The following is a 15,702-nucleotide window of genomic DNA, read 5'->3' on the forward strand; positions in this document are numbered from 1 at the left end:
GCGCTCAGGCCTTTTGGGCGATAATGACGAGGCCTTGGACATCATGCCCTGCGTCTTGCCGGGTCACGGCGGATTCCATTGCGACGATCCTCAAACCGCTTTTGGCCGTCTCTTTCTCTATATAGGCGGGCGCATGCGCAAAGCGCAGATCCGGCCCAAGCCTGAAACCCTCCTCTCCGGCTTGGACGGTGAAGGCAAAAAGCCCGCCCGGGATGAGCACGCGCCCCGCCATAGCGAAAACGCCCGAGAGATCGCCGATATAGACGAGCACGTCGGCGGCGAGCAGAAGATCGGCGCTCTCCGCAGGCTCCGCGGCGAGAAAGGTTTCGATATTCGCAACCTCGAGCCGGTCATAGACTGCCTTGGCCCGCGCCTCTTCGATCATCCCAGGCGAAAGATCGACACCGCAAAGCATCTTCGCTTTCGCCCGGAAGGCCATGCCGCAAAGGCCGGTGCCGCATCCAAGGTCTAAGACGGACGAAAAAACCCCAGGCCTTATTACCGACACGGCTTCCAGCAAAAGCGCGGGAGCGCGATAGGCGAGCGTGCCGACAAGATGCCGCTCGAAATGCACGGCATATTGATCGAAGAGGCGCCGGACATAGGCCTCGGCGGCGGCAGGGGGTGCCGGCCGCGCGCCCAATCTCGCGAGTTGGAGGCCTGCGCCCAATTCGTCGCGAACATCGAGTTCGGCGGCCTGTTCGAAGGCGCTTATCGCCTCCCGCCGATGAGAGAGCTTGTCTTCGGCGATCCCCAGCATGAACAAAGCGGGAGCCCAATGCGGCACGAGTTCGAGCACCTGCCCCAAGATCTCGACCGCTTCGGCATGATCTCCCGCCTCCACAGCCGCCTTGGCATAGGCGTAACGCCGGTCGGCGAGGAGATCGCCGGACGAGCGGAAGGCTGGAACATTATTTTGCATCAAGGCGGTGTCCGATTTTGGCCAGAAGAAGTTAAGCGTTCACCTTTGCGTCAATCCGCGGGCCCATGAATGACGTAAAGCCTAGCCATTCATATGGAATTCAGGCCTGACAAGCTTAGGTATTAGAAGCTCGCGTCCAATTCCCCCGAACGCGACAGCAGAGGAGCGTAATATGAGCAGCATTATAAAAAAGGCTCTTATCGGCGGTCTTGCCGCTTTGACCTTTGGGCTGGCCGTAGCTGAAACCTCGACGCCCGCCATGGCATGGGGCCGCGGTGGCTGGGGCGGCGGCGGATTTCACGGCGGCTGGGGCGGTCGCGGCTGGGGTGGCCGTGGTTGGGGTGGTCGCGGCTGGGGCTGGGGTGGCGTCGGCGCGGGCCTCGCTTTAGGTGCCGTTGCGGCAGGCGCGGCCTATGGCTATCCCTACTATGGCTATGGCTACCCCTATTACGGCTACGGTGGCTGCTGGCAGCAGCAGCCGGTCTACGATGCCTATGGCAATTTCCGGGGCTACCGCCCGGTAGCCGTTTGTTAATTACGCCAAGGGTTAGCTCGACCTCAGAATAAATATCCCGCTTTTTAGGCGGAATATTTACTTTTTATTAAGCTTTCTAAGGAAGGCCGGAAACTTTTCCGGCCTTCGTTCGTTTCTCTCCCGTGCGATAACGCACCGGCGACAGCCACGCCTGCTGTCATGGTCCTCAAGTCGATGACGTAAACGTCCAGACAGAGGAGGGGTTGATGATCAAGACGAGCGAAAGCATCGGGAAGCTGACTTTCAAGGTTGTGATGGCCGGTATTGCCATCTCTTGCCTCGGCGCTGCTGTCGTAGCGGCTCCTCTCTCGATCACCCCGAAAAGCAAGATTTACGCGCAGCTTCAGGCCGGTCAAGAGCGTACGGCTCTGGCGCCCTTGGCGGCTGGCCCGTCCATGCAGCTCGGCAAAGCCAGCGGCGGCGCGGAAGAAGATTGCGTCCGCGTAACCCGCGTCACCGGCCCGGACGGGACGGTCTACGCCACACGCGGAACTGTCTGCGCCCGCTAAAAACCCTCTTTGATATTCGATCCGGCGGCCCCTATCTTTCCTAAGATATGCGGGCCGCCGACGTTCTTACCATCACGCCTGCCGGGCTTTATTGCACGGCGGGCGATTTTTATATCGATCCGCTGCGCGCGGTTCCCCGCGCGCTCATCACCCATGGCCATTCCGATCATGCCCGCGCCGGCCATGGCGCGGTTCTGGCAACGCGCGAAACGCTGGCGATCATGGCTTTGCGCTGCGGCGAGGGATTTGCCGGATCGACACAAGCCGTCGCCTATGGCGAAAAGCTGAAACTCGGCAATATCGACGTGAGCTTCCATCCGGCCGGCCATGTGTTGGGCTCGGCGCAGATCCGGCTCGCCGCCCCCGGCCAAGTGATTGTCGTCTCGGGCGATTATAAGCGCGAGTTCGATCCGACCTGCGCGCCCTTCGAACCGCTCGCTTGCGACACTTTCATCAGCGAGGCCACTTTCGGTCTGCCGGTCTTCCGCCATTCTCAAAGCATGGCCGAGATCGACAAGCTGCTTGCCTCCCGCGCCCTGTTTCCGGAGCGCGCCCATCTCGTCGGCGCCTATGCGCTCGGCAAGGCGCAGCGGGTGATCGCGCTGCTGCGGCAAGCGGGCTACGACCGCCCCATCTATCTCCATGGCGCGATGGAAAAAATCACCACCTTCTATAGGAGCGAGGGCATCGATCTCGGCGAGACCCGCAAGGTGACGGCGGCCGACCGGCCGCATCTCGGCGGCGAGATCGTGATCTGCCCGCCAACCGCCTTGCAGGATCTGTGGTCGCGCAAATTTCCAGACCCCGTCGCGGCTTTCGCTTCAGGCTGGATGCGTGTACGGGCAAGAGCCCGCCAGCGCGGCGTCGAACTGCCTCTCGTCATTTCCGACCACGCCGATTGGGACGGGCTCTGCCAGACGGTGCGCGACACGGGCTGCTCCCGCCTTCTCGTCACGCATGGCGAGGCCGACGCACTTGTCCATTGGGCGAAGTCGCAGGGGATCGAGGCCGAGCCTTTGCATCTGATGGGCTATGGCGAAGAAGAGGTTGAGCCTCCCGTGGAAGCGGAGGACGCGTGAACCGTTTCGCCGCGCTTCTCGACCGTCTCGGCTTCGAGGCTTCGCGCAATAATAAATTGCGGCTGATGACGGATTATTTCCGCACCGCGCCCGATCCCGAGCGCGGCTACGGGCTGGCGGCGCTCGCCGGCGTTCTGTCGTTTCAGCATGCAAAGCCGGGCCTCATCCGCGCCTTGATCGCAACGCGCGTCGATCCTCTCCTCTTCGACCTCTCCTATGATTATGTCGGCGATCTGTCGGAAACGGTCGCTTTGCTTTGGCCCGCGCCGCAAACTGCGGAAGCGCCAGGCTCCAACCATCCGCCGCTTTTGCTGAGCGATGTCGTCGAAGGCCTCGCCACGACCGGCAAGCTCGCTTTGCCGGCGAAGCTCGCCCTATGGCTCGACGAGCTCGATGAGACAGGGCGTTGGGCTTTGTTGAAACTGATCACCGGCGCGATGCGCATCGGCGTCTCGGCACGGCTCGCCAAAACCGCGGTCGCCGACCTCGGCGGCAAGACGGCAAATGAGATCGAGGAGGTCTGGCACGGATTGAAGCCGCCCTATCTCGATCTCTTCGCCTGGCTCGAAGGGCGCGAAGACAAGCCCGATCTCACGGACCCCGCGCCCTTTCATCCGGCCATGCTGGCGCACGCGATCGAGGACAAGGATTTCGAGACGCTCGATCCCGCGGCCTTCCGTGCCGAATGGAAATGGGACGGCATCCGCGTGCAGGCGGTATCGGGGTTGAAACCGGACGGAAGCCGCGTGACGCGGCTTTATTCGCGCACCGGCGAAGAGATTTCACCGGCCTTTCCGGACCTCGTCGATGCTCTGGAGGTTGCCGCGCCCAACGGCTTTTCACTCGACGGGGAATTGCTGATTTTGCGCGAGGGCCTCGTGCAGCCCTTTTCGGTTTTGCAGCAAAGATTGAACCGCAAGAGCGTCACCGCCAAACTGCTGCTCGATTATCCGGCGCATATCCGCGCCTATGATCTTCTGGGCGAAGCCGGCGAAGATCTGCGTCCCCTGCCCTTCACAGAACGCCGCAAAAAGCTCGAAGCCTTCGTTGCCACCTGCGCGCATCCGCGCCTCGATCTCTCAGCCCTCGTGCTTTTCAAAAGCTGGACGGAGCTGGCAGCCGCGCGGCTCGATCCGGGGTCGGCGGGCGCCGGAGACGACGCCCTGGCGATCGAAGGCCTCATGCTGAAGCGCGCAGATTCGATCTATGTTCCCGGACGCCCGAAAGGTCTTTGGTATAAGTGGAAACGCGACCCATTCACGGTCGATGCGGTGCTCATGTATGCGCAGCGCGGGCACGGCAAGCGTTCGTCTTTCTATTCGGATTATACGTTCGGCGTCTGGCGCGGCGATAATGGCAGCGAGGATCTGATCCCTGTCGGCAAAGCCTATTTCGGCTTCACCGACGAAGAACTCGCCGAGCTCGACCGCTATGTCCGCAACAATACGATCAATCGTTTCGGACCCGTGCGGGAAGTCGTGCACAGCAAGAATGAAGGTCTTGTGCTCGAAATCGCTTTTGAAGGCCTGAACCGCTCGACCCGTCATAAATCGGGCGTAGCCATGCGGTTTCCGCGCATCGCGCGCATCCGCTGGGACAAGCCCGCGCGCGAGGCGGACCGGATCGAGACGCTGGAAGCTCTGTTGCGGGAATAATCCAAGGCATTGTGTGGAGGGAATTATGAAAAGAATATTTGTCTTCGCTTCGGCGCTCATGCTCGGCCCGGTGAGCGCTCACGCAGGCGGCTCTTCAACCGGCAGCGCCGCTCTTGCATTGGCAGCGCTCGCGGGAGCCCAATCGCCATATGTATCGAGCGGCGACAAGCAGGCTTTGTCGTATCTCCTCGACGGCAATCTCACTTTCGCTATCTCCGGGAATACAAAAATTGCCGTCGTCGCCGACTCCGTCTCTTGCCGGGCAAGCAACGTCGATATTTCCGAGCATGATTGCACGCTGAAATTCGGAGCCGTGACGCGATTGCTCAAAGGCCGCGAGGCGCATGAACTTTATGCGACGCTCGTCGAGAACGGCATCCCGTCAGATGGTGCTGCCGGTTCGATCTACGAGGCGCTCTCGCACCTCGACTGTTCGATCAATCCCAATGAGGTGAAGCAGAAGGACGGCAGCGGCGCAAAATGTGCCTGGCAACCAGGACCATAGATCACGATAGACGAGATCGGGATGCAGGCGGAAAACCCGTGCCCACTTTTCCTCACATCCGTGAGTACGCCACCGAAAGCCGCCGTCAATCCGGCGGCGTTTCGAGGCGAGCCGCAGCACATCAGATCCAGCAGAGTCAAAACGGGCAAAAAGCCCGTAATGAACGGGAGACAATCACACGCTTTATGAATTCGATGCGCGCAATATCCACCTCATCAAATGGCAGTCCAGCCCGCCGCCGCGCTAAATGAACCGAGGAAATCATGCCGCTTCATGAATTTGATGAGCGCAATATCGAATGGAAGACGCTCGATGGCTTCGAGCACGCCGCCTATCATGTCTATGATGTCGACGAAAAGAACAGAATCGTTGATGTCGTCTTCAAGCTGGCGGCGAATCAGCAGGTCATGCTTCACCGCCATAAGTGTCCTTACCGGACGCTCGTCATCCAAGGCGAGCTTCGCATTTACCGGGCGGATGGCGAGCTCAAGGAAATCCGTCCTATCGGCAGCTATGTGTCCACCGAGGCGAATGGCGAACCGCACCGGGAAGGCGGCGGCGACCAGGACACGATCGTCTTCTTCAGCAACCGGAATGTGGAAGATGCCATTTACGAGTTTCTGGACAACGACTTGAACTCGGTCGTGACATTGGGCATCGCAGACTTCAAGGGTCTGCTCGATGCTCAGAGCAAATGAGCCTCAATCCGCGCTCGGCAGCCGCCGGATCGTGAATTCGATTTGGCCGTCCGACAGCTCCCGCCAGAACTCGATTTCGGTCATATAGGCGGCTTTGGGATATTTCACGAACCATTCGCGTGCTTTGTCGCGCGCCTCACCGCGCGGCAAAGTATAGGTTTCACGCCGCCAGCTATCGCCGCTGCGGTTTTTCGCGCTGCGCTGGCTGAGCCTTCGCGCGATATCCGCGGGTTTTTGACGTTCCGGGGCCACAACGCACCTCCGACTGTCTGATTTCCGCCAGCAAAGCTTGAGCTGAAAAGCTCGCTGCACTGCACATGAACGCTTGACCGGACCTCTCAAGACCGACATAGAGGCCGCCAAGATTGTAAGAAATCCAAACTGATATGCAAATCCGCTCCGCCGCGTGGCCCCCGGCTCGCCTTAATGGTGCGAAGTTTGCTTATCCAAAATAGCGCTAGAGGAGTTCGCATCCATGTTCGAAAAAGCCGTCGATATGTCAGAGCTGATCGAGGGAAAATATGATGTCGCGGTCGTCAAAAAGACGCTCATGCTCGTCATTTGGCCGGAAGGCGGCCAACCCAAGCTGTTCCAAGGCATGTGCCCCCATCAGAAGGAGCCGCTCGCCGATGCTCGCTTCGACGGCAAGATCCTCGAATGCCACCATCATGATTGGCAGTTCGACGGCACGACGGGCAAATGCGTGAAGGGCAAGCCCTGCGCGCTGGCCGAATATCCGTCGAAGGTCGAGGACGGCGTGCTTTATGTCGACATCGAGGGCATCGAGCCGAATTACCTCGACGCACCGCCGAAGCAGCCGGGCATCATGCGCTAAGCATCATTCCCGAAAAGTTGGCTCGACTTTTCGGATTAAATGGTGCGCTCAACTAAAGTGCTGCGCATAGCTGCTCAAAAGAATTGCATTCAATCGCCCGGATGGAAACGTCCGGGCGATTGGCTATGCGGCACCTGTTATTTTTGCTTGGCCACCTCATCCAGCAATAGCGCCAAGCTATGCGGATCTTGCGGAAAGCCCGCCTTGATCCAGCGGGCTTGAAGATCTTTCAACGCCGCGCCGAGCGCCCGTCCTTCGATGAATCCGCGGGCTTGAAGATCGGCCCCTGAAAAAGGCAGGCGTGGCTCGGGCGTGTCGCGCAAAAAGGCTTCCGCCGCGGCCCAGACTTCACCGCCGCGATATCTTGCATCCGCCTGCGCCAGGAAAAGCGCGTCGAGCGCCACCTGACGGCCATGCTCGAAAAGAAGAATACGCAAATCTCCTGCCGGCGGCGGCACGTCGCGCCCATGCAGCGTGAGGAGAGCCCGCGCCGCTTCGCCGAGCCGCCGATGCTCCTCGTTCGACAGCCGCAGATTGTCGCGCAGCCTGTCCGCATCCTCCGGCAGATAGATGCAAAGCGCAGCGAGCCGCAGCATCACATCCGCGCCGGGTTGAAACGCGATCAGCCTTTGCAGCCGCCCCGGATTGGGCGCCAAAGTCAGCAGCGGATCGAGCAGGCCAGCTTCCGACATGTCCTGCGTCACGGCACCGGCACGCCGCGCCATCAGCAGCTTCAAAAGCTCGGCTCGCACCCGCTCTTTCGACAGATGTGCGAGACCGCCGCGCTCATTGATCGAAGCGGAAAGCCCCCCGGCATCTAGAGCGCCTTCGGCATAATCCGCGGAGAAGCGGAAGAAGCGCAGGATGCGCAGATAATCCTCGCGGATGCGGGTTCGCGCATCGCCGATGAAGCGAATGCGCTTGGCCGCAAGATCCTCGATGCCGCCGGTATAATCATAAAGCTGGCCTTGGCGATCCATCGAGAGCGCATTGACCGTGAAGTCGCGGCGCAAGGCATCAAGCGCGAAATCGGCGCCAAAACGCACCACGGCATGGCGTCCGTCCGTTTCGATATCTTCGCGCAGCGTCGTGACCTCGAAGGACTTGCCATCGACAAGCACCGTCACGGTCCCATGCGCGATGCCGGTCGGAATGTTGCGCAAGCCCGCGGCCGCGGCGCGTTCGGCGACGGTCTCGGGAAGCAAGGTCGTCGCGACATCGATCTCATGCACGAAACGGCCAAGGAGCGCATTGCGCAAAGCGCCGCCGACAATACGCGCCTGCCCTTCGCCTTCGCAGAGAATATCGAGAAGCCGCGCGAGCGCTTTATCCTGCAGCAGGGCCAGTGCTGCGGCGGGCGCCGGAACCATCACGCCCGTCATTCGGTATGCCCGGGGACAAGCCGGCCATTTTCGATATGGGCCGGCACATAGGTGCCGCCGCGCCGCTCGGAAAAAAAGCCCAGCACGAAAAGCCCTGCGACGGCCATGGCAAGCCCGGCCAAGGCCAACGACGACACGGCGCTGCGGGTCCAATGATCGACCGCGAAAGGATAGCGGTTGCGCAGATAAAGATAGGCCGCATAGGCCAGGAAAGGCGAGAGAAAGAGAAGCGCTGGTTCGAGGATCACGCGCAGCATTTAGAGATAAAGCCTCTCATATAAATTGCGCAGAATGCCTGCCGTCGCGCCCCAGATCAGGCGCTCGCCGTAAGGCATGGCATAAAACCGCCGGAACACACCCTCGGCCTCCCGCGTGTGAAGCTCATGATGATCGGCATTCATGAGAAAAGACAGCGGGACTTCGAAAGCATCCTCGACTTCCCGAGGATCGATCCGAAGCTCGAAGCCCGGCGCGATCCTGGCGACGACAGGTTGAATCAGAAAGCCCGAACCGGTCAGATAGGGATCGAGATAGCCGATCGGCTCGATGTGGCCTGGATTGAGGCCGATTTCCTCATGCGTCTCGCGCAGCGCCGCGGCGATGGGGTCGGCGTCAATCGCCTCGATCTTGCCGCCCGGAAAGGCAATCTGCCCGGGATGGGCCTTGAGCGCGCTCGCGCGGGTCGTCAGGATGACGCTGACTTCGGCCACATGGGCAACAAGCCCGACGAGAACGGCGGCCGGCCGATACCCCGCGCTCCGTGGCGGCGGGGTGTGTAGCGCCGGCAGGCGGTGATCGCCCTGGCGCGGCAAGCCATGCTCGTCGAAGCCATCTTCGACCGGATCGAGGCTCAGTTTCGCCTTGGCGAGCGCAAAAACCTTCTCCGGGGCGAATGGGGCTCGGCCGTGGGCCAGCCCTCCTTCAGACGGCTCAGGCACGATTTATACTCCATCCCTGGCCGACGCCACGCTGTCGCAGCCTTAAGATCAAGGTAGCGAAGATCAATGTCACATCTTATCTCATTTTCGAAGATGGGGTTTTCCGGCGATTTCCGCTTTGGATAGCGGGGGTGCCGCTTCGGTCGAAATGCTCTATGTCCTTGATCGGCAGGTGATCTGCCCGATCATGGCTAGACCGATTCTCAAACCCACGGGTTTGATCTTCGACCAATTCCTGCAAAGGAAGGCAAAACGCATGGGCATGGAGTTTCTGGCCGCCCAGGGCACTGGCGGCACGGTTCTTTGCCATGAAATCGCTTGGCGCGATCCTTTCGACGCGGCGCAACGCCTCGCCGAACGGCCGGGCTTTGCCTTTCTCGACAGCGCGCTGCCGCACGAATCGCTCGGGCGCTATTCCTATATAGGCATAGAGCCTTTCGGGGTTTTCTCCTCCATCGCGGGCCAGACAACCTGGAATGGTACACGGCTCGCCGAGCCGCCGCTTGAGGCATTGCGCCGCCTGCTGACGCAATTTGCTTTCGAGCCTGTCGCAGGCGTCCCGCCGTTTCGCGGCGGCGCCATTGGCGCGATCCCTTATGATTTCGGCTGGCGGCTCGACGGGCTCGAATTGCGCGACCGTCCGCATCCGGAAGGCCGCGACCCGCTTCATTTCAGCTTCTACGATCTGGTGCTCGCCTTCGATCATGCGGAGCGGCGGGCTTTTATCTTCTCCTCGGGCTTTCCCGAAACCGATCTCTTGAAGCGCCAGGCCCGCGCGGTGCAACGGCTCGACGAGATACTGGCGGCTTTGGAAAAAGCGCCGGCTTCCGCCCGCGGCCTGCCGCCGATCTCCGGCTGGATCTCGAATTTCACGCAGGCCGCCTATCATGCGGCGGTCGAGCAGGTCCGCACCCATATTCTCGACGGCGATATTTATCAGGCGAATATCTCGCAGCGTTTTACGACGAAACTGCCGGACGGCTTCTCAGCCTTCGCCTTTTATGCCGCGCTGCGCGCCGCCAATCCCGCGCCTTTCGCGGCCTATCTGACCTGCGGCGATATCGTCATCGCCTCGTCCTCGCCGGAGCTTTTGCTGCGCAAGCGCGGCGGCGACATCGAGACGCGTCCGATCAAGGGCACGATCGCCCGTTCGCCGGACGAGGCGGAGGATGCCTTGCGCCGCGAGAGCCTTCTCGCTTCGGAGAAGGATCGCGCCGAAAACATCATGATCGTCGATTTGTTGCGCAACGATCTGTCGCGCGTGAGCGAGCCCTTCTCCGTCCAAGTGCCGATCCTGTGCGGACTCGAATCCTATGCGGGCGTGCACCATCTCGTCTCGGTCGTGACAGGACATCTCAGCCCCGGCAAGGATGCGGTCGATCTGATCGCGACCTGCTTTCCGGGCGGATCGATCACCGGGGCGCCGAAACGCCGTGCGATGCAGATCATCGCGGCGATCGAGCAGATCCCGCGCGGCTATTATTGCGGTGCGATCGGCTATCTCGGCTTCGACGGCGCGATGGATTTGAATATCGCGATCCGTACCGCCGTCATGAAAGATGGCGAGGTTCAGATCCAGGCGGGCGGCGGCATCACCCGCCTATCGGAACCGCAAGCCGAATATGACGAGACCTTCGCCAAGGTGAAGCGCCTCTTCGCCGCTTTCTCGGAAAGCCAAACGAAATGACACGTGAAATGACTCGGCCGATCCTCGTCATCGACAATTACGATTCCTTCGTCTTCAATGTCGCCCGCTATTTCGAAGAGCTCGGGCGCGAGGTGAAGGTCGTGCGCAATGATGCGATCGATATCGAAGGCATAAGGCGGCTCGATCCTGCCGCGCTCGTGATTTCGCCCGGTCCCGGCACGCCGCAGGACGCCGGCATTTCGCTCGAAGCCGTCCGCGCGCTCAATGGCGAAATGCCGATCCTCGGCGTCTGTCTCGGCCATCAATGTATCGGCGCCATGTATGGCGCGCCTGTCGCACGCGCGAAGAGGCCGCTGCATGGCATAGCGACGCCGATCGCCCACAATGGCCGCAATCTTTTCGAAGGCCTCGAGGCCCCGCTCAAAGTCGGGCGCTATCATTCACTGATCGTCGAGGAAACGCCCGCGCTCAAGGCCGCGCTCGATATCGATGCGGTGTCCGAGGAAGGCGAGATCATGGCCTTGTCGCATAAGATCGCGCCAACCTATGGCGTGCAATTTCACCCCGAGTCGATCCTGACCGATCACGGTCACAGGCTCTTCGCCAATTTCCTGCGGCTCGCCGAAGCGAGACAGTCGACACGTGTTCTGGCTTGACGGATGCCTGCATGAAAAGCCGCTGCAGCCGTTCGATCTGACGGATCGCGGCCTGACGCTGGGCGACGGGCTGTTCGATACGTCGCTGGCTCGTAACGGCAAAGTGTTTCTGCGCGAGGCGCATCTTCGGCGATTCACTGAGGGCGCCGCGGCGCTTGGCATTCCCTTGAAGGTCGAAGCGGCGGCGCAGGCGCTCGACGCGCTAGCCGGATCAATCGGCGATGGCGCTCTGCGTCTCACCTTGACGCGCGGCGGCGGCGCGCGCGGCTTGCGCATCCCCGACGCTCCGAAGCCCGTTCTTTTTGGTGCGGCGACACCAGGGCGCAGCGCGTTCGTCTTCTCGACCCTCGCGCTGGCGACGACACCGATCCGCCGCAACGAGACATCACCCTCCTCGCGGATCAAGACGCTTTCCTATCTCGACGCGATTCTGGCGAATAAAGAAGCGCAGACCAGGGGCGCAGACGAAACTTTGTTCGAGAATAGCGCCGGCCATGTCGCCTGCGCCGCGACGGGCAATCTTTTTGCCGTGTTTGGGTCGAGGCTCGTGACGCCGCCGCTGTCCGACGGCGTGCTTGCCGGAACGGTCCGCGCCTTTGTGTTGGCACAGGCGAAGGCCAGTGGGCTTCAGCCCGCCGAAGAGAGCTTGCCTCTGACCGAATGGCTCAAGGCCGACGCGATTTTCGTGACCAATAGTTTGCGGCTGCTTGCGCCTTGTAGCGCGCTCGATAGAAAAAGTTTTGGCTCCGCCACGCATCCGGCCGTCACAAAACTTCAAGACGAGATTCGCGCGGCCGTCACAGCCGAATGCGGCCATTTCTGACGAAGCGAACTGGCTTTGTAAGTCCGTTCAACTGCGGTTTAGATATTTGATGTCAATCTAAGGCGACATCTAGATTGTGATGTCTGGCATTCTCGGGTGCTTGGAGAGTTCATTCGCAAGGAGCTTCGCTGTCCGCTTACGAATGGTTTCGCCGCGAAGACGACATTATTGAGGGTTCTTTATAGAAGGGCATTTGCTGAGTCGCTGCGGCCCTCATTTGAAATAATCTCGGTACTTACCTACCTTGGTTTGGTTCTGTCGGAGGTAATATGGATAAGAAAATCGTGGGCCTTGTTGGTGCGATGTCTACACTCGTCGCGCCAGAGGTCCTTCAGGCTATGCCAGCTGCTGGGCCAGATGTGAAGGACATCCTCCGCGTTCAGTCCTATGAAGAGTTGCTGGACCCGATCCCAAACGCCCTAACGCTGTTACGCGCAGTTGATGCAGAGCCAGCCGCCGAGCCTAATTCGGTGCAGCAGGTTCAATATTATTACCATCATCACCATCACCATCACTATGGATACGGTGGACCCTATTATCACCATCACCACCACCACCATCATCACGGCTATTATTATCGGTACCCATATCCATATCCATATCCGTATCCTTACCCCTATCCCTATTACCGCTATTGAGAGTGGTGGTGGCGCGTACTATGCGCGCAAGATATCTGTCAGCACTGAGTGCCTGACATCGGCGAAAAAGAAAGAAAACGATTTAACTCTCCAATGGAAACAGATCGTTTCCATTGGAGAAATTTATTCTGAATCCTTACCGGCACGCGTTTTCGCAACGCCCAGGATATGGCGGTAGGTACCGTCAAACACTATTTTCGTCGAAGAAATCCATTCCGTATCCGCACCAAGCGTTGTGCGGCTCTGATGGATTCGGCGCGACTGCAGCTCACGTTCAGCGGCTTCTTCTTCGTTCATATCGAGCAATTCATAATTCGCTTCGGCAGGGACAACGATGATTTGAGCGAACGGCTCTCCCGGTCTGAAAATATGCGTCCGACCTTCTGCCGGAGATTTAAAGACGATGAAAGACATCATCGGCCACCAATGGCGTAACAAAGCGGGTACCGCGATGGGCACGCTGTCGGTGGGGTCAGTGTAGAATCGCGGATGCGGCTCGGTGCGGATCGCCCACCCTTCGTCAACTTTCAAGTCGAGAAGAATTTGGTAGGTGTAATAAGTCTCACCGAAAGTCCGAAACGGTGGCCATTGTAATCCTGTGCCTGGATCAGGTCCAAAATCGCCATCGAGAATGAGTTTGCCTTCACGTGTGCTCACCTGCAATTCGTTTTCAAAAGGATAGAACACTTCGATCCCGTAGCGGGCGCTCTCAGCGAAGGGCAAGCAATGCCACGGATGTTCATGTGACCCATTCGCACGCGGTTCAGTGCTGCCCGCCCATCCTGGAACTTCGAGTTTGGTTCGGCGCGGCCTGAGGCCTGGATGGCAGAGTCTATATTTGACGGTGTCCACGGATTCTCCACTCGATGATTTGGCAGCAACTAAGACAATCTAGAAAGTTGTGGCGAGAAGATGAAGACCAGAGCGCGCGGTCACTTTCGCTAAATAGCGTCCTGGACCTCACTCAAAATCATCGGCCGGCGCGATCGGAAAAAACGCCCCGCCCGACACCACGCCGAACATGCGCCGCCCGTCCATGTCCAAGGCACTGCCGCGCGCGATGAGGTCCAAGGTCAGAGATCGCGTCAAACGTGCCCAAAGGCCGCCGCGCACGCGTACATATGGAATGATCCCATCCGCCGCGCCGGTCTCGAAGCGCAAAGGATGATCGGCATCGGCCAAAACCTCATCGCCGACATTGGTGCGGAATTTCAGGGCCCGGCCGGCGGCGCTCTCGGCCGTCTCGACTTCCGCCGCGATGAACGGCACGTCCTCGACCGTGATGCCCACGCATTCGACCGGCGTGACGAGCACATAGCGGTCCTCGTCCTTGCGCAGGAGGCGGGAAAACAGCCTGACCATCGCCGGGCGTTCGATCGGCGAGCCGTGGTAGAACCAGGCGCCGTCCTTCGCGATCTTCATGTCGATGTCGCCGCAAAAAGGCGGATTCCAGGTGTCCACCGGCAGGGCTTCGCCAAAGCCGCGCGATACCTCCGCGAGGTTCGCCAGAGCCTCGAACCGGACGCCACCGTCACCCTGGCTCGCATATTCGTTATCCGGCGGCGTGTTCTCAGCCATAATCTCGCCATCGCACCAGCATTGTGGAAGAGAATTAAGGTGCTTTCCTGTGAAAGCACGTGATTATTCAAATATGACTGGCGCTTCTCTTTTGAAGCTTAGCTATGTTTGGCAAAATCGGCCATTCGAACAGGGCATCTGCTATATTGTCTATGACATAGACCGGTGCCCGCAGCCGCCGCATCGACAAAGGCGCGCAAGGGACTAATTTGACACGTGACGGATGCTGTTGCCGGTTTTCCCCTGGACCGGCGGGACTCTTGGAAATCTTCGAATTTGGAAATCTTTGAAGGAGTGGCGATCAATGTCTGAAGCAATGGCGCTCGAAACCGCGGTCGCCCATACGGCCGAGCAGGCGCTCGACCGGATCGCCGCGGTGCGCGCTGCGATCGGCACCGTGATTTTCGGCCAGCCGCAAGTCGTCGAGGAGGTGCTTGTCACGCTGCTCGCTGGCGGTCATGGATTGCTCGTCGGCGTGCCGGGCCTTGCCAAGACAAAACTGGTCGAAACGCTCGGCACGGTTTTGGGGCTGAACGCGCGCCGCGTGCAATTCACACCGGACCTCATGCCCGCCGATATTCTCGGCTCCGAGATCATGGAAGAGACGGCAGACCATCGCCGCAGCTTCCGCTTCGAGCGCGGCCCGATCTTCGCCCAGCTTCTGATGGCCGATGAAATCAACCGCGCAAGCCCGCGCACCCAATCGGCGCTCCTGCAAGCCATGCAGGAATATCATATCTCGGTCGCGGGCGAACGGCACGATCTGCCTGCCCCCTTCCATGTGCTCGCGACGCAAAACCCGCTGGAGCAGGAAGGCACTTATCCTTTGCCGGAAGCGCAGCTCGACCGCTTCTTGATGCAGATCGATGTCACCTATCCCGATCGCGCCACCGAACGCCGCATCCTGATCGAGACGACAGGCGACACCGAGGTCAAAGCCAAACCGGTGATGACGGCCGAGGAGCTGATCGCGACGCAAAGGCTCGTGCGGCGTCTCCCGGTCAGCGAGGCTGTGCTGGAAGCCATTCTCGATATCGTGCGATCTGCGCGCCCCGGCGAAGGCGATCCCATCGCCACGCGCCATGTCTCCTGGGGGCCCGGCCCGCGCGCGGCGCAGGCTCTGATGCTCGCGACCCGCGCCCGCGCCCTGATCGATGGCCGCATCGCACCCTCGATCGATGATGTCGTCGCTTTGGCGACGCCGATTCTGAAACACCGCATGGCGTTGACCTTCAGCGCCAGAGCCGACGGCGAGACGATCGAAGGCGTCGTCGCCGATCTTCTCAAAAGGTTCAGATAGG

At 60.2% G+C, this 15,702-nt stretch carries 19 protein-coding genes; 12 read left to right on the forward strand and 7 right to left on the reverse strand.

All coding sequences use genetic code 11. The features are described from left to right. Positions 1-4: 4 nt before the first annotated feature. On the reverse strand, positions 5-922 hold the full coding sequence (locus tag A3OQ_RS0100335) for a class I SAM-dependent methyltransferase (RefSeq protein WP_020173354.1): 918 nt from the start codon (positions 920-922) through the stop codon (positions 5-7). Between the two features lie 172 nt (positions 923-1,094). Here A3OQ_RS0100335 and A3OQ_RS20965 point away from each other — a divergent pair, with 172 nt between their 5' ends. From A3OQ_RS20965 to A3OQ_RS0100365, 6 genes are all read left to right on the forward strand, one after another. Further along, positions 1,095-1,457, forward strand: a complete 363-nt coding sequence (locus A3OQ_RS20965) for a hypothetical protein (RefSeq protein ID WP_020173355.1) — start codon at positions 1,095-1,097, stop codon at positions 1,455-1,457. Positions 1,458-1,663: 206 nt separating this feature from the next. Next, positions 1,664-1,966 (forward strand): hypothetical protein, encoded by a 303-nt coding sequence (locus tag A3OQ_RS0100345; protein ID WP_020173356.1) that lies wholly within the window; start codon positions 1,664-1,666, stop codon positions 1,964-1,966. A 47-nt stretch (positions 1,967-2,013) separates the two neighbouring features. Continuing rightward, complete coding sequence (locus tag A3OQ_RS0100350; RefSeq protein ID WP_020173357.1) at positions 2,014-3,045, forward strand: ligase-associated DNA damage response exonuclease; 1,032 nt, start codon at positions 2,014-2,016, stop codon at positions 3,043-3,045. After that, the gene (locus tag A3OQ_RS0100355; RefSeq protein WP_020173358.1) at positions 3,042-4,700 is read left to right on the forward strand and encodes a cisplatin damage response ATP-dependent DNA ligase; all 1,659 of its coding nucleotides are present in this window, start codon (positions 3,042-3,044) and stop codon (positions 4,698-4,700) included. Before A3OQ_RS0100350 ends, A3OQ_RS0100355 begins: the two co-directional genes overlap by 4 nt. Positions 4,701-4,725: 25 nt before the next feature. Then, positions 4,726-5,205 carry a hypothetical protein gene (locus A3OQ_RS0100360; RefSeq protein WP_020173359.1) on the forward strand — a complete coding sequence of 160 codons (480 nt, stop codon included), beginning with the start codon at positions 4,726-4,728 and terminating at the stop codon, positions 5,203-5,205. A 263-nt stretch (positions 5,206-5,468) separates the two neighbouring features. Continuing rightward, complete coding sequence (locus tag A3OQ_RS0100365; RefSeq protein ID WP_020173360.1) at positions 5,469-5,903, forward strand: cupin domain-containing protein; 435 nt, start codon at positions 5,469-5,471, stop codon at positions 5,901-5,903. 3 nt (positions 5,904-5,906) lie between these two features. On the opposite strand, the gene A3OQ_RS0100370 is transcribed toward A3OQ_RS0100365, so the two are convergent. Further along, on the reverse strand, positions 5,907-6,155 hold the full coding sequence (locus tag A3OQ_RS0100370; protein ID WP_020173361.1) for a hypothetical protein: 249 nt from the start codon (positions 6,153-6,155) through the stop codon (positions 5,907-5,909). A gap of 223 nt (positions 6,156-6,378) precedes the next feature. On the opposite strand from A3OQ_RS0100370, the gene A3OQ_RS0100375 reads away from it, so the two are divergent. Beyond that, positions 6,379-6,738 carry a Rieske 2Fe-2S domain-containing protein gene (locus A3OQ_RS0100375; protein WP_020173362.1) on the forward strand — a complete coding sequence of 120 codons (360 nt, stop codon included), beginning with the start codon at positions 6,379-6,381 and terminating at the stop codon, positions 6,736-6,738. Between the two features lie 137 nt (positions 6,739-6,875). Here A3OQ_RS0100375 and A3OQ_RS0100380 read toward each other — a convergent pair whose 3' ends face one another. The 3 genes from A3OQ_RS0100380 to A3OQ_RS0100390 are packed head-to-tail and all read right to left on the reverse strand — an operon-like array spanning position 6,876 to position 9,058. Then, a complete protein-coding gene (locus tag A3OQ_RS0100380) occupies positions 6,876-8,120 on the reverse strand; it encodes a CCA tRNA nucleotidyltransferase (RefSeq protein ID WP_020173363.1) in 1,245 nt (414 codons plus the stop codon). Further along, a complete protein-coding gene (locus tag A3OQ_RS0100385) occupies positions 8,117-8,377 on the reverse strand; it encodes a DUF6111 family protein (protein WP_020173364.1) in 261 nt (86 codons plus the stop codon). The genes A3OQ_RS0100380 and A3OQ_RS0100385 overlap by 4 nt, the downstream gene beginning before the upstream one ends. After that, positions 8,378-9,058, reverse strand: coding sequence for an NUDIX hydrolase (locus tag A3OQ_RS0100390; RefSeq protein ID WP_020173365.1), 681 nt, complete (start codon positions 9,056-9,058; stop codon positions 8,378-8,380). It lies immediately after the preceding gene. Positions 9,059-9,320: 262 nt separating this feature from the next. Here A3OQ_RS0100390 and pabB point away from each other — a divergent pair, with 262 nt between their 5' ends. The 4 genes from pabB (at position 9,321) to A3OQ_RS23850 (ending at position 12,823) form a co-directional block, all read left to right on the forward strand. After that, positions 9,321-10,745, forward strand: coding sequence for an aminodeoxychorismate synthase component I (pabB, locus tag A3OQ_RS0100395; protein ID WP_152428557.1), 1,425 nt, complete (start codon positions 9,321-9,323; stop codon positions 10,743-10,745). An 8-nt stretch (positions 10,746-10,753) separates the two neighbouring features. After that, the gene (locus tag A3OQ_RS0100400) at positions 10,754-11,362 is read left to right on the forward strand and encodes an anthranilate synthase component II (protein WP_040580301.1); all 609 of its coding nucleotides are present in this window, start codon (positions 10,754-10,756) and stop codon (positions 11,360-11,362) included. Continuing rightward, positions 11,349-12,185 (forward strand): aminotransferase class IV, encoded by an 837-nt coding sequence (locus A3OQ_RS0100405; protein ID WP_020173368.1) that lies wholly within the window; start codon positions 11,349-11,351, stop codon positions 12,183-12,185. Before A3OQ_RS0100400 ends, A3OQ_RS0100405 begins: the two co-directional genes overlap by 14 nt. A 269-nt stretch (positions 12,186-12,454) precedes the next feature. Continuing rightward, a complete protein-coding gene (locus A3OQ_RS23850) occupies positions 12,455-12,823 on the forward strand; it encodes a hypothetical protein (RefSeq protein ID WP_083931427.1) in 369 nt (122 codons plus the stop codon). A 123-nt stretch (positions 12,824-12,946) separates the two neighbouring features. On the opposite strand, the gene A3OQ_RS0100415 is transcribed toward A3OQ_RS23850, so the two are convergent. Together A3OQ_RS0100415 and A3OQ_RS0100420 are read right to left on the reverse strand one after the other, a co-directional pair. After that, positions 12,947-13,675, reverse strand: a complete 729-nt coding sequence (locus A3OQ_RS0100415; protein ID WP_026595335.1) for a hypothetical protein — start codon at positions 13,673-13,675, stop codon at positions 12,947-12,949. Between the two features lie 108 nt (positions 13,676-13,783). Beyond that, positions 13,784-14,401, reverse strand: a complete 618-nt coding sequence (locus A3OQ_RS0100420; protein ID WP_020173371.1) for a DUF1285 domain-containing protein — start codon at positions 14,399-14,401, stop codon at positions 13,784-13,786. A gap of 304 nt (positions 14,402-14,705) precedes the next feature. Between A3OQ_RS0100420 and A3OQ_RS0100425 the strand changes: the two genes are divergently transcribed. Continuing rightward, positions 14,706-15,701 (forward strand): AAA family ATPase, encoded by a 996-nt coding sequence (locus A3OQ_RS0100425; RefSeq protein WP_026595336.1) that lies wholly within the window; start codon positions 14,706-14,708, stop codon positions 15,699-15,701. Position 15,702: the final 1 nt, after the last annotated feature.

This window comes from Methyloferula stellata AR4 (assembly GCF_000385335.1).
Lineage (GTDB): Bacteria > Pseudomonadota > Alphaproteobacteria > Rhizobiales > Beijerinckiaceae > Methyloferula > Methyloferula stellata.

Coding starts and splice junctions, on each gene's coding strand:
- A3OQ_RS0100335 (WP_020173354.1), bottom strand. CDS start 922: ATGCAAAATAATGTTCCAGCCTTCCGCTCGTCCGGCGATCTCCTCGCC.
- A3OQ_RS20965 (WP_020173355.1), top strand. CDS start 1,095: ATGAGCAGCATTATAAAAAAGGCTCTTATCGGCGGTCTTGCCGCTTTG.
- A3OQ_RS0100345 (WP_020173356.1), top strand. CDS start 1,664: ATGATCAAGACGAGCGAAAGCATCGGGAAGCTGACTTTCAAGGTTGTG.
- A3OQ_RS0100350 (WP_020173357.1), top strand. CDS start 2,014: ATGCGGGCCGCCGACGTTCTTACCATCACGCCTGCCGGGCTTTATTGC.
- A3OQ_RS0100360 (WP_020173359.1), top strand. CDS start 4,726: ATGAAAAGAATATTTGTCTTCGCTTCGGCGCTCATGCTCGGCCCGGTG.
- A3OQ_RS0100365 (WP_020173360.1), top strand. CDS start 5,469: ATGCCGCTTCATGAATTTGATGAGCGCAATATCGAATGGAAGACGCTC.
- A3OQ_RS0100375 (WP_020173362.1), top strand. CDS start 6,379: ATGTTCGAAAAAGCCGTCGATATGTCAGAGCTGATCGAGGGAAAATAT.
- A3OQ_RS0100380 (WP_020173363.1), bottom strand. CDS start 8,120: ATGACGGGCGTGATGGTTCCGGCGCCCGCCGCAGCACTGGCCCTGCTG.
- A3OQ_RS0100385 (WP_020173364.1), bottom strand. CDS start 8,377: ATGCTGCGCGTGATCCTCGAACCAGCGCTTCTCTTTCTCTCGCCTTTC.
- pabB (WP_152428557.1), top strand. CDS start 9,321: ATGGAGTTTCTGGCCGCCCAGGGCACTGGCGGCACGGTTCTTTGCCAT.
- A3OQ_RS0100400 (WP_040580301.1), top strand. CDS start 10,754: ATGACTCGGCCGATCCTCGTCATCGACAATTACGATTCCTTCGTCTTC.
- A3OQ_RS23850 (WP_083931427.1), top strand. CDS start 12,455: ATGGATAAGAAAATCGTGGGCCTTGTTGGTGCGATGTCTACACTCGTC.
- A3OQ_RS0100420 (WP_020173371.1), bottom strand. CDS start 14,401: ATGGCTGAGAACACGCCGCCGGATAACGAATATGCGAGCCAGGGTGAC.
- A3OQ_RS0100425 (WP_026595336.1), top strand. CDS start 14,706: ATGTCTGAAGCAATGGCGCTCGAAACCGCGGTCGCCCATACGGCCGAG.